Below are 13,109 nucleotides of genomic sequence, written 5' to 3' on the forward strand. Positions count from 1 at the left end.
GCTAGGTTTTTATCTTGCTGATGACGTCGTATACCGGCCCGAGAACCGAAAGCATGATCCATCCGAGCAGGCAGCCAAGAACAACGGTAAGAATAGGTTCAATCAGTTGCTGCGCCCGTTCGACTGATTCCCTGACATCGCGATTATAGAAGTAACTGACGTTGATCAGCGCAGCGTCGAGCGAGCCGGTGCTTTCTCCGACGCGCAGCATGCGGATCACCAGCGGCGGAAAAAAGCCGATGCTGTGGAAAGCCGCAGTGACATTCTGGCCCTCGCCGATCAATTGTTCGACGCGTTCCAGCCCTTGCCGAACGACCAGATTGCCGACCACGTCCTGCGTGGTGCGGATCGATTCAAGAATTGGTATGCCGGAGGCGTAGAGCAGGGCGAAGGTATTGGCGAAGCGGGAGAGGATGATCTTGCGCAGAATCTCGCCAATCAGCGGCAGCTTCAGCTTGATACCGTCATAGCGAACGCGCGCCAGCGGATTGTGGTGCAGCAGGATTTTCAGGCCGAGTACCAGCACAATGGGTAGCAGCAGAGCGACATACCAGTAGGACACCAGCAGGTCAGAAACAAAAAACAGCACCTGGGTCTGCAAGGGCAGAACCTGCCCCATGTTTTTAACGAACTGCTTGAGTTGCGGCACCATGTAGATCATCAGGAAGAAGGTGGCCGAGAGGACAACGGTGCCGACAAAGGCCGGGTACATGATGAGTTTCTTGGTTTGCGAGGCCAGTTCGTCTTCCCATTTCAGGGATTCGGTCAGGCTTTGCAATACCTGCGGCAGTCGGCCGGTGGTTTCGCCGGCGCGTATCAGGCTGACAAAGACCTTGTTGAAGACTTTTGGCTGCTCGTCCATGGCCTGTGAGAGTTTCTGGCCGCCCTCGATCGATTCAATCAGGCTGGCGACCACTTCACGAAAGCGTGGGTGCTCAAGGCTGTCGCGCAGATCCGACAAACCTTCCAGGATCGGCACACCGGCGCGTACCAGGAGTTCGAGGTGAAAGCAGAAGTGGATGATCTCGCGACGTGGAACGCCGCCGGCTGCGAAAAGGCGGCGATTGCTGATCGGTTCGCCGGTGATCAGATCCAGTTCCATGCGCCGCAAGCGCATCTCCAGGTCGACGATATTGAGCGCGTCGATTCGGCCGGCAATCGAACGACCATCGGGGCCGACCGCCTTGTAGGTGTAGAGCGACATGAGCGTCAGTGCCTCACATGCGGTCGGTCAGGTCGACAACGCGGCCGAGTTCCTCAAGCGAGGTGGAGCCGTCAAGAACGCGCCGCAAGCCGTCGTCAGCGAGCGCAACGAAGCCCTGGCGGTCGGCCAGATGGCGGATCTCGCGAACGGTGCAGCGACGGGCGATCAGTTCATCCATGTCGGCGTTCATGCGCAGCAGTTCCATGATCGCCAGGCGGCCGCGATAACCCTGGAAATCGCAGCGTTCGCAGCCGCAGGGGCGAAAAATCACCGGCCGTGGTGTGTCGAGGGTGCCGCCGAGCAGACGCGCTTCGTGCGCCTCTGCCTGGTAGGGCGTTTTGCAGTGCAGGCACAGGCGACGAATCAGGCGCTGGGCTACGATGCCAATAATGTTACCGGCCATGATGTCGGGCAGAATGCCGATGTCTAGCAGTCGCGGGATGGCGCCGATGGCCGAGTTGGTGTGCAGCGTCGAATAAACCTGATGGCCGGTCATGGCCGCGCGCAGCGCCATTTCGGCGGTGTCCGCGTCACGGATTTCACCGACCAGAATAACATCGGGATCCTGACGCATCATCGAACGGATGCCGTTGGCAAAATCGAGTTTGGCCGCTTCGGCCACCGAGGTCTGGCGAACCAGGGTCATCGGGTACTCGACCGGGTCTTCCAGGGTCATGATGTTCAGGCCCTCGGAGTTGATGTGGTTGAGCACCGAGTAAAGCGTTGTCGTCTTGCCGCTGCCGGTCGGACCGGTGACCAGGATGATGCCTTCCGGGCGGGCAATCATCAGTTTGAGCTGATCGAGCTGCTTTTCAGTCAGACCCAGACCTTCGAGCGGGACCAGGCCTTTCTGGCGATCAAGTATGCGCAGGACAATGTTTTCGCCGTGAATCGTCGGCTGGGCGGAAACACGAAAATCAATCGGCCGACCGCGCATGTTGAGTGTGATGCGGCCGTCCTGTGGCGCGCGCGTCTCGGCGATGTTCATTCCGCTCATGACCTTGATGCGTACCGCCATCGCTGGCCAGTAGGACTGGTGTAGCGAGCGTACCTGCCTGAGCATGCCGTCGATGCGGTAGCGAATGCGCAGGAAGCCGGTTTCGGGTTCGAAGTGGATGTCGGAGGATTCGCGTTTTACGGCATCGGTCAGGATCGAGTCGATCAGCCGGACGACCGGTTGGCTGTATTCGTCGGCCGACGATTGCAACCCGCGAAAGTCGATTTCCCCCGTTTCAATCTCGTGCAGGATGCCGTCGATCGACAATTCATAGCCGTAGGCCTGGTCGATCGCGCGGTCGATCTCGGTTTCGCCGGCGAGCAGGGTATCAATCTCGATGGCATCGCTGGCCAGACCCCGGATCTTGTCAAGTGCGACGATGTCATTTACGTCGGACAGCGCCAGCGTCAGGCGTTGATGTTCGGCATCGTAGTCTAGGGGCAGCAGGTGGTGGCGTTTGGCCAGATCGCGCGGCACCAGGGCCAGTGCCGAAGGGTCGATGATCGCGTTGGAGAGGTCGATGCTCTGCTTGCCGAGGCTCTCGGAGAGCGCGTCGCGCAGTGTGGCTTCGGATACGAAGCCGAGCGAAACCAGCAACTTGCCAACCGGCTGGTTGGATTTCATCTGTTCGAGCAGGGCAATCCTGAGCTGATCCTCGCTGAGAATGCCTTTGGCGATCAGAACCTGGCCAAGTTGTCGCGGACGGGGTGCAGGGGCGTTCATTGGTCGTTTTGGAGCGAACGCAAAGTAAGAGGATTGCAGCGTGCCAGAATCACGGTTGCAGTTCAAGGACGCGGTTTTTGACCTGGTTTCTGTCAAATGAAATGTTCTGCGAGTTGTTGTTCAGTGCGGCGGCGCTCAGTGCCATGCGGTAATATTGCGCGGCCAGCTTGTTCTGGCGCAGGTGATCGAGGCTGACGGCGAGGTTGAAGATGAAATCGGCGTTGTCCGGTTCGCCGGAATAGGCCCGGAAGTAGGCCTGCTGTGCCTCGCTCCAGCGAAGCTGGCGGGCATAGAGGTTACCCAGGGCGAAATGCAGCGCAGACGAATCCGGCTGGCTTGCCAGAGCCGTTTTCAGGCGGCTTTCGGAATGCACGGGATCGGCCTGGCCCCGTGTATTGAGCAGGCCGGCCTGGGCCGTGGCGTTGTTGGGGTCGGATTCGAGCGCGCGCTGATAAAATGACTGCGCCTGTTCGGCTTGCCCCTGGCGTGCGGCGATGGTGGCCAGGCCGAGCAGCGCATCGGTGTTATTCGCATCGCTGCGCAACACCTGCTGGTAGTCGCGCTGTGCCGAGTCGAGCTGGCCTGCCTGCAAGGCGTCATAGGCACGATCAATAGTCTGGTTTGATCCGGGCTGGCTTCTGCTCAAACGAAGCGTGCCGTCCGGCACGGCCTGTGCCGAAGGCCTCGGCGGGCGAGTCGCACGTTCGAATGTCGGTGCGGGTGCAGGCGCTGTCCTGGAGGGCGACGACACCGGTGGCGGCAGCAGGGCCGGCAAGGGCTTTTCCGTTTGAGCGGTGGCCGGCGCCGGTCCTTGTTGCGGTGCGACGGCGGCCAGTGGCTGCGTCGGCGGCAGCGCGGGTCCCGGCCGGGCCAGAGAACTGCCGGAAACGGATTGCAATTGCCACCAGAAATAACCAGCGATCCCAAGTGCAACAAACCCCGCCAGCCCAAGGAGCAGCCAGAGTCCGGTACGCGGCGTGGGCGCCTGTTTTGCAGAAAAGACGTTGCGTACGGTACTGCGCTCGCGCTCTTCGCGAGGGTGTGTATCGGACAACCCTGACACGGTATCTGGCTTGCGTCGTGCGTTGTTGGGTGCTGGCCTTGATACCGATGCCAGATCGGCGTCGAGCGAATCGCTATGCAACGAGAGATCAGGCAGCGGCGATGTCGACGAATGGTGTAAAGACGCAGGCGGGGTCATTTCTTGCAGCGTTAATTCGGATACGGCAACGGGCGCGGCTCCTGGCGCATTGCCCTCGCCGGCCAGCCGTTTGGCTTCCTCGGCCTTCTTGAGGGCTTCCATGAGCAGGCTCACTGGCCTTGCTCCGAACGTCGCTCAGGCACCGTGAAGGGCTGGAAAACCTGCTCCGGTACAAAGAATTCCTTGCCCGGCAGGGTGTCCCTGAACACGTTGAAATCGCCGCTGATCGAGGCATCCCTGATGACTGTCGGGCGCAGCAGAATGACCAACTCCGACTTTGCCGAGGAGTTGGCACGCGTGTTGAATGCCTCGCCAAGGAACGGGATGTCACCGAGAATGGGCAGGCGGCCGGTCTTGTTATCCATGCGGTCTTCCATCAGCCCGCCAAGTACCGCGATGTCGCCGCTTTCAATGCGCATCAGCGATTCGATCTCGCGCGTGCGAATCTGCGGAACGAAGTTTGGGATGTCCTTGGGGATGATTGGGTTGGGATCCCTTTTCAGTTCGGAGATGCTGGAGATCGACGGTCGCACGTTAAGCGTGACGGTGTCGCCATCGCTTATCTGTGCCGTCAGACTCATGAAGAAACCAACCGCAACGGATTGCGGCGTGGTGGTCACCCCAACCGTGGTACCCACATTGACCGTTGTTGTTGTGTCCGACTTGACGTTGAAATAGACATAGTCTTCAGAGACCTTGAGCGTTGCGGTCTGGTTGTTGAGGACAGTCAGTTTGGGGCTGGAGAGTACCTTGACGTTGCCAAAGGAGCGCAGCAACTCGACCGTCGCCAACAGATTGAGCGGGTTGAGACTCTTGTACTTCAGGACGAAAGGCGAAACGGCATTGGGAACATTGGTCGTCAGTGTCGGCCGGGTGATGCTGTATTCGGAGCCACTGGTTATTCGACTCCACTCGATACCTTGCTGGTAGCCATCGCTCAGGGTGACTTCGACAATGGTGGCTTCGATCAAAACCTGACGCCGGGCGCTGCTCATCACGCGATCAATGAACTCCTGCACTTTTTCGTGTTGCCGCGTGGTGGCACGAACGTTAATGATTCCCGACTCCGGGTTGGCAATCACCGATGCCGCTTCGCGGAAGGTCATGCGCTTGACAACCAAAGCACCGCTGTTCTGAAGGGAAGCCGGATTCGGGCTGCCGGCCAGCGTCTGGTTGACATGGCTGCCACGGGCGGCGTTGACCGTTGGTGTAGTGGCCCCCGTTCCGGTGGTGCTTTGTGATGTGTTTTGCTCGGTCACTGTCTCGGTAGAGCCCTCTGGGAATATCTTGTCTGTTTCATACAGCAACTCCTTCAGGTTCTTTTCAAGCGATTCCCAGAAGTGGTTTTTCGACTTGTTCTCGATCTGGATCCGGGACGTATTGCCGGTACCTGCGACCCCGCCGCTGCCGGTTGCCAGCGCACTGGTCGATATCTGGGTGTTGGTCGATACCGTTCCGGTAACGTCACGCGCCATGTTGACGTAGTCGATCTTATAGTTCTTGAGGTAGGGGGTGTCGGGCATCACCGCGAGATTGGGGCCGTCAAGCTCAAAGCGCATATCGACCTGTTTTGAAATGCGGGTGAGCAGTTGCGGCAGTGTCTGGTCGATGGCGTTCATGCTGACAAAACCGCTGATTCCGGGATGGATATCGACGTTCAGTTTGGCATCGCGAGCGAGGGCAAAGAGCAGATCCTGAACCTTGACGTTATTGACCACCACGCTGTACGTCTCCGTTTTGCCGACCGCCTTGGGTCTGGGCAGAGAAGCAATCTGCTGTACAGGCTGCGGGATCGCGCCCGGTGATTTGGCGACGTCTTCGGCACGCAGATGTCCACTCGATGGCCCGCCGCTCAGCGTCGACGATGCGCAGGCCGTGAGCAGGAGCGCAGTCAGTGTGGCGCCAACAATTCTCAGCATGCTCTGTCTCGTTCGTTATTGGGTTGAATTTATCATATCACGTAAGGAGTATTCTTCAAGTCACTGATTTGTATTGAATGAATATCATCATTGATGCTGTTGTTTTTTCTTCAGCGCAGCTTGCTCACGGTGCGAATATAAGGGTTGCTGATCGAGCTTGTCTTGGCCAGGGTGTGCAGCTCTGCCCTGGCAGCTTCATGGGTGGGGTAGTCGCCGTAGATGACGCCGAGCCGCTCGCGTCCGCTCAGTCTTGAGCGATAGACACGGATTTGCTGCGGGTCGAGCGACCCGGTGTTGCTTTCCAGAAAAATCTCCACCTCACGCTGATTGTTCCCATCGGTGTTCAGGAGCTGGATGAAGTAGTGGGTATCCGGCGTATTTTTCAACCAGTCTTCGCTTGCGGCAATGCGTTCGGCAAGGGTCGGCGGCTTCTCCGGGAGAGGTGCGGGGGGGATTTGCGGCATGGAAGGTGCGTAGGTCGTCGAGGCGCTCGCTACGGTAGCCTGGGGTAGCGCGTCGGTAGCCGTTGCCGCTGGCGTTGGGGTTGCAACAGTGCTTGCCGGTACCGGCGCGCTGGCCGACGTATAGCTTCCGGCGAAGTAGGCCAATGCCGCAATGAGCGAAATGGCGCCGGCGCCGGCTATCCAGGTCATGGGCTTGGCGTTGCCGTCACGCATGGGGTTGAACTGGGCATCGCGGATCGCCGCCTTGATTTGCCTGGTGTCAATCTGATGCCTGTTTTCCGAAAAAGCCGAGAGCAGCGCCTTGTCGGCGAGGATATTGATGCGTCTCGTCAGCCCCTCCGAGGCCTTGCTGATCAGTTGTATGGCGCCCGGCGTGAACAAATCCGGTCCGTGATAGCCGGCGGCGCGGATGCGGAACATCAGGTAGCTCCCGATGTCGCTGCGGCGCAGGGGCTCCAGGGCGAAGTTATGCGTAATCCGTTCCTTGAGTTGACGCATGTTCTTTTCACCAAGATGGTCATCCAGTTCCGGTTGACCAAAAAGGACGATATGCAGCAGTTTGTGCCGGTTTGACTCAAGGTTGGAGAGCAGTCGGATTTCTTCAAGCGTTTCCGGCGGCATGGCATGCGCCTCGTCGATCATGACGACAACCTGGCGACCGGCGGCGTAAATTTCAAGCAGACGATCCTGAAGAGATCGTAACAGCAGGTGCGAGCGGGCTTCCGGCAGCGGTGTCTGCAATTCCTCGGCGATGGCGTAGAGAATCTCGTCGCGCGACAGCGAAGGATTGGCCAGGTAGACCGTCTCGACGTTGTCCGGAAGTTTCTCCAGCAACATTCGGCAGAGCATGGTTTTGCCACTACCGACTTCGCCACTGACCTTGACGATCCCTTCGTCGTGCGTGATGGCGTAGATCAGGGCTTCGAGCGTGGCTCCGCGGTTGGCTCCGGCAAAAAAGAATTCGGTATGCGGCGTGATGCGAAACGGTGCTTCACGGAGTCCGAAATGGTCAAGATACATTACTGCTCCCTGGCAAAGGATTCCATGCGGTTGTAGAGCGTCGTGCGGTTGATTCCGAGCAGACGTGCGGCCTGGCTGACGTTGCCATGCGCCAGCCGCAGTGCGGCCTCGATGTAATTGCGCTCGGTTTCGGCCAGCAGGCAATCCAGATTGAAAGGATCAGACTGTTGCAGGCGCCGACTGGCCGCCACGATCAGCGCATCGCTATCGGCGCTGACGATCGACGGTGGAGCGCTGATCGGCGCAAGAGGTTCGTCATGAAGATCCAGTTCGGCTTCCAGAGCGCTGTTCGGTACGGTCTGCCCCGGATACCTGGCCGTCAGGCGAATGACGATGTTGCGCAGTTCGCGCACATTGCCGGGAAAGCTGTAACGCGACCAGAGCACCCGTGCCTCGCCGGAAAGCACAAATGGCGCTTGCTGCGCAGGCGCTGCGAAGCGTCGGCTGAAGTGTTCGAGCAACAGGAATTTGTCGTCATCCATGTCACGCAAGGGCGGTACGCTGATCGTGAAAACAGAAAGACGGTGATAGAGATCGGCGCGGAAGTTGCCGGAGCGGACCTCCTTGCGCAGGTCACGGTTGGTGGCGGCAATGATGCGTGCGCGGCTGATGTACTTCTGCGTTTCACCGACCCGCTGATATTCGCCGTTCTCGAGTACACGTAACAGTTTGGCCTGTAGTTCGAGCGGTAGCTCGCCGATCTCATCGAGGAACAGCGTGCCGTCGGCGGCGTCTTCAAAAAAACCTGATTTTGCCGTGGCGGCGCCGGTGAACGCGCCTCTGGCATAACCGAACAGGGTAGGTTCGACCAGGCCGGGTGAAATGGCCGCGCAGTTGAGCGCAAAAAAAGGCTTGTTGCGGCGTTTCGTATCGTTGTGCAGGCAAGTGCTGGCGACGATTTCCTTGCCGCAACCCGACTCGCCTTCGATCAGAACCGGGAAGGGCGAATCGGCATATTGCTGCAACTGCAACTTCATTTTCTGGATTGCCGGGCTGTTGCCGATCAGCGGCGACGCCGATAGTCCCGGTGTGTATTTTTCGGCCATTGCGCGATACCCCAATGCCCGCTGCAGAACCTTGTGCAGTTCGGCAGGGTTGCACGGCTTGGCGACAAAATCTATGGCCCCCAGGGTGCGGGCATGGCGGGCATTGCCGGCATCGCTCTGGCCTGAGAGGACGACGATCCTGATATCCGGAGACAGCTTCAGCAGATCCGAAATCAGCGCGAATCCCTCGTCCGGACGGTGAGGCAACGGCGGCAGACCAAGGTCGATCAGCGCAAGCTCCGGGCTGCGGCGCAACTGACGGAGCAGTTGGGTGCAGTGCGTGCGCGAGTGGCTGGTGATCACTTCGAACACCGGGCTCATCGAAAAGCTCAGCGTGTCGGAAATCAGCGGGTCATCGTCAACGATGAGCAACAGTGGTTTTTCCGGCAAGTTGGTTTCCGGGGCATTGGTCATGGAGGGGGTGTCATTGATCCGGCAAAAAGGACACTACATTATTTCACAATTTCCCGAGCCTCCCGGAAACTTGCTCGGCAAGCCTGCTGTTTTCTCGGGGAGTAGCTTACGCGGGATGTGCGTGTGACTATTTCCGGCAGGCATCGGATCACGAAGCCAACATCATAACGCCCGCAAAAAGGATGCTACCCGACGCCAACTGATCTTGCAACGCAAGAACGCGATTGTGCATGAATCGCTACCCTGGGCCAGGGCGACGTTGGTATGCTGACGCCGATGTGCAGTCATCCACCTGGCGGCATGGGTGCGTATCGGGAAATCTGCGGATTCGGCGTGTTTTGGCGTGGTATAGATGGAGGAATGGCTTAGATCATCTGCCAGCGATCAAAGGTCGCCGCCTGGCCGTGGCACACGCCCTCTTCGTCAATCAGGTTCCACACCACCGCCTGTTCGATGCGAAAGCGCTGGCCACTTGCCGAGATCCGCACACCCGCATAATCGTCGATAAATCCGTCTCGACTGACTCGTTCGAGCAATCGTGCCCGCTCTTCCCGCATCACAGGCTCGGCCGAATAGCGTGAAGGCAGGCGGGTAAAGCCGGCAAAGTCCATAGCAAAGACTTCAAGCGCCAGCCGGTTGCCATAAAAGAATACCGGATCGGCCTCGCTGCCATGCGCGACGATCACACACGGCGCGTTCCACAGGCGTTCGGGGGTAGGGTCGTTGAGCAGCGCTTGCCCGGTCAGGCGCAGGAAGCTGTCGGCAATGAGCGCCAGCCGGCGGCGCAGTTGCTCGTCGAGTACAGGTTCGTCAATAGCGCCAGCCATGCTCAGGAACTGAACTGCCTGGCGTAGGATTTGACCAGCGGCCACTGTCGACGGCTGACCGGCAGTTTCTCCGGGATACCGCGCAGCAGCGCCTGCCACTGCGTCTCGGCATCGTCGGTGGCGCTTTTCTCAAAGCCGGCAATAGCCTCCCTGGCGACCAGCACGCTGCGGTGCAGCCGTATGAAACGCTCGGAGAACTCCTGCTCAAGATGCGTCAGCGATTCGTCGAGCAGGTATTCCCGGCTGGCAGTGCGTGCCGTCACGTATTTGAGGTCGGCCTTGAGGTAGAGGATTTCCGGCAGCGGTATCAGCAGCAGCCGACCCCGTTCGTGGCAGGAGAGATGCGTGCGTGCGCCTTGCTGGATTTGCGCCAGAACCTGAGGAGCCATAGGTGGCCGGCTGTAGTTGACTTTATGCAAGGCCGCCGCCAGCCGCTGCGCACGCACCGGCTTGACCAGATAGTCGATGGCGTTGAGTTCGAACGCCTGCACCGCATAAGCATCATAGGCCGTAACGAAGATGATGACGGGAGGATGTTCAAGCTGAGCGAGGTGCCGCGCCAGTTCGATGCCGTCCATCTTCGGCATGCGGATATCGATCAGTGCCACATCCACGGGAAGTTCCTCAATGGCCGCTAACGCAAGCAGTCCGTTGGCCGCTTCGGCGACGACGGCGTTCGGTACCTCGGTCGCCACGTCGGCAAGTAGATCGCGCAAACGCTGGCGCGCAGGCGTCTCGTCGTCAACAATCATCACGGAAAGAGTCTTCACGGAATAGTACTCCGGCAAGGTAAAACGATATGCACACGGTACTCCTGCAAACCATTGGCGAGCGTCACTTCTTTCGTTTCCAGACGCGCCTCGAGATCATAATACAGCGCCAGTCGCTCACGGATATTGGCCAGCGCCATGTGGTTGCCACCCTGTCCTGCATAACGCCCGGAGCACGGATTGGCGACATCGATGTGCAGTTCGTCGGCGTACCGGGTAAAGCAGATGCGCACCGTACCGGCCTCGCCTGACGGTTCGATGCCATGATATACGGCATTTTCCAGCAAGGGCTGCAACATCAGTGGCGGCACCTTCAGATCGACGGGTACATCGGCGATTTCCCACTCGACGTTGAGCCGTTCACCCAGGCGCAGCTTTTCCAGATTGAGATACTGGCGACAGAGGGCAATCTCGTCGGCGAGCGGCAACAAATCGCGGTGATCGCGCATCAGTGCGCGATAAAGCTCGGCCAGTTCCTCAAGCGCTGTTTCGGCGCGCCTGGGTTCGGAACGGATCAAGGAAAGCACGGCGTTCAGGCTGTTGAACAGGAAATGCGGACGGATACGCGCGGTCAGTGCCTGCAGTCGCGCCTCGGCCAGTGCCGGTGAAAAGGCTCTGGCGCGCAAGGCAAAATACAGCAGCAGGGTGCCGGCCAGCAGCCCACCCAACGCTGCGGCACGTGCCAGGCGCGGCCAGCCGCCATCATCGATTCCCATGAAGCGCCAGAAATCGAGTAACAGGGCGGACGTGACAGCGGCCAGAAGGATCACCACGGCCTGCCCGATCGACGGCCACATACGTCGTAACACCTTTCCAAGCAGCGCCAGAAACGCCAGATTGAAAAGCAGCAAGGGTTGCACCCAGGCCGCCATATCGACATAGCGTTGCATCCAGTCGCCGATTCCCGTGCTCTGCACCAGCGCCGCCGCCAGGGCGATCAGGTTTGCGCCGAGCAGAATGCGCAGCATGACACCGAAATTACGGAAGTCCGGCAGCGGCAGCAGGCGCGCAGTGTTTTGCTTTATACTGGGCATATAGTGGTCGTGGTGCCTGTCAGGGTTCCATATGCCATTCTAGCCCACGAACTTGCTTTCATCATGAACCCAGCGCAACCTTCTTCGCCGACACCCTCTGCACAATACACCTGGGCTGCCCGCTTCAGCGAACCGATGTCCGATCTTGTCAAGCGCTATACGGCTTCGGTGGGCTTCGACCGGCGCATGTGGCGGCAGGACATTCGCGCATCGCTTGCGCACGCACGCATGCTCGCCCGACAAGGCATCATTGCGCCGGAGGATCTCGCCGACATTCAGCGCGGAATGGCGCAGATCGTCAGCGAGATCGAAGCGGGTGCCTTTGTCTGGTCGCTTGACCTTGAAGACGTGCATCTCAACATCGAAAAGCGCTTGACCACGCTCGTCGGCGATGCCGGCAAGCGCCTGCATACCGGCCGTTCGCGCAACGATCAGGTGGCGGTTGACATCCGGCTCTTTCTGCGCGACTCGATTGACGACATTCTCGTCTTGCTCGGGCAGTTTCAGAGCAATCTGCTCGAACTCGCTGAACGCGAAGCAGCGACGCCGATGCCGGGCTTTACCCACTTGCAGGTCGCGCAGCCGATCACCTTCGGCCATCATCTGCTGGCCTGGTTCGAGATGTCACGACGTGATGCGGAGCGCTTTGCCGACGTGCGCCGGCGCACCAACCGCCTGCCGCTCGGCGCGGCAGCGCTGGCCGGAACGAGCTACCCGATTGACCGCGAATTCGTCGCCGCCGAACTCGGTTTCGAGGGCCTGTGCGAAAACTCGCTCGACGCTGTTTCCGATCGCGATTTCGCTATCGAATTTTGCGCCGCCAGCGCCCTGCTGATGATGCACTTCTCACGCATGTCCGAAGAGCTGGTGCTGTGGATGAACCCGCGCTTCGCTTTCGTGAAGATGGCCGATCGCTTCTGCACCGGCAGCTCGATCATGCCGCAAAAGAAAAATCCGGATGTGCCCGAACTGGCGCGCGGCAAGACCGGCCGTGTATACGGCCACCTGACGGCACTGCTGACCCTGATGAAGGGGCAGCCGCTGGCCTACAACAAGGACAATCAGGAAGACAAGGAACCCCTGTTCGATACCGTCGACACGGTAACCGACACGCTGCGCATTTATGCCGACATGATCACCGGCATCACGGCACGCCCGGACAGCATGCGCGATGCGCTGCGCCAGGGCTTTGCCACGGCCACCGATCTGGCCGATTACCTGACGCGCAAGGGTCTGCCTTTCCGCGATGCACATCAGACTGTCGGGCTGGCCGTGCGCCGTGCCGAGGAACTTGGTATCGATCTGCCGCAACTCTCGCTTGCCGAACTGCAAGGTTTTTCTCCGCTCATTGGCGACGACATTTTTGCCATGCTCACAGTCGAGGGTTCACTGGCCGCGCGTAACCATATCGGAGGCACTGCCCCCGACCAGGTTCGTGCTGCCATCGTGCGTGCCCGGGGGCTTCGGTGAGGCCGGCGACCCGAGCGCTT

The 13,109-nt window shown here is 59.5% G+C and carries 10 protein-coding genes; 1 reads left to right on the forward strand and 9 read right to left on the reverse strand.

Annotated features, from left to right (window positions below; all coding sequences use genetic code 11):
• Window position 1 precedes the first annotated feature (1 nt).
• From JNM42_RS04960 to JNM42_RS05000, 9 genes are all read right to left on the reverse strand, one after another.
• A complete protein-coding gene (locus tag JNM42_RS04960) occupies window positions 2-1,204 on the reverse strand; it encodes a type II secretion system F family protein (protein ID WP_294267107.1) in 1,203 nt (400 codons plus the stop codon).
• Window positions 1,205-1,217: 13 nt separating this feature from the next.
• Entirely contained in the window at window positions 1,218-2,924 is a 1,707-nt protein-coding gene (locus JNM42_RS04965; protein WP_294267108.1) for a type II/IV secretion system protein, read from the reverse strand.
• 49 nt (window positions 2,925-2,973) lie between these two features.
• Window positions 2,974-4,239, reverse strand: coding sequence for a tetratricopeptide repeat protein (locus JNM42_RS04970; RefSeq protein ID WP_294267111.1), 1,266 nt, complete (start codon window positions 4,237-4,239; stop codon window positions 2,974-2,976).
• On the reverse strand, window positions 4,236-6,044 hold the full coding sequence (mshL, locus tag JNM42_RS04975) for a pilus (MSHA type) biogenesis protein MshL (RefSeq protein WP_294267115.1): 1,809 nt from the start codon (window positions 6,042-6,044) through the stop codon (window positions 4,236-4,238). Before mshL ends, JNM42_RS04970 begins: the two co-directional genes overlap by 4 nt.
• Window positions 6,045-6,154: 110 nt before the next feature.
• Window positions 6,155-7,528: an AAA family ATPase gene (locus JNM42_RS04980; protein ID WP_294267118.1), complete on the reverse strand. Its 1,374-nt coding sequence runs from the start codon at window positions 7,526-7,528 to the stop codon at window positions 6,155-6,157.
• Window positions 7,528-8,988, reverse strand: coding sequence for a sigma-54 dependent transcriptional regulator (locus tag JNM42_RS04985; RefSeq protein ID WP_294267120.1), 1,461 nt, complete (start codon window positions 8,986-8,988; stop codon window positions 7,528-7,530). The genes JNM42_RS04980 and JNM42_RS04985 overlap by 1 nt, the downstream gene beginning before the upstream one ends.
• A gap of 365 nt (window positions 8,989-9,353) precedes the next feature.
• A complete protein-coding gene (locus JNM42_RS04990) occupies window positions 9,354-9,815 on the reverse strand; it encodes an MEKHLA domain-containing protein (RefSeq protein WP_294267123.1) in 462 nt (153 codons plus the stop codon).
• A gap of 2 nt (window positions 9,816-9,817) precedes the next feature.
• Window positions 9,818-10,567 (reverse strand): response regulator transcription factor, encoded by a 750-nt coding sequence (locus JNM42_RS04995; protein ID WP_294267240.1) that lies wholly within the window; start codon window positions 10,565-10,567, stop codon window positions 9,818-9,820.
• 14 nt (window positions 10,568-10,581) lie between these two features.
• Entirely contained in the window at window positions 10,582-11,619 is a 1,038-nt protein-coding gene (locus JNM42_RS05000; RefSeq protein ID WP_294267126.1) for a histidine kinase, read from the reverse strand.
• A gap of 63 nt (window positions 11,620-11,682) precedes the next feature.
• Here JNM42_RS05000 and argH point away from each other — a divergent pair, with 63 nt between their 5' ends.
• Entirely contained in the window at window positions 11,683-13,089 is a 1,407-nt protein-coding gene (argH, locus tag JNM42_RS05005) for an argininosuccinate lyase (protein WP_294267128.1), read from the forward strand.
• Window positions 13,090-13,109 lie beyond the last annotated feature (20 nt).

It is taken from the genome of Propionivibrio sp. (genome assembly GCF_016790145.1).
GTDB lineage: Bacteria > Pseudomonadota > Gammaproteobacteria > Burkholderiales > Rhodocyclaceae > Propionivibrio.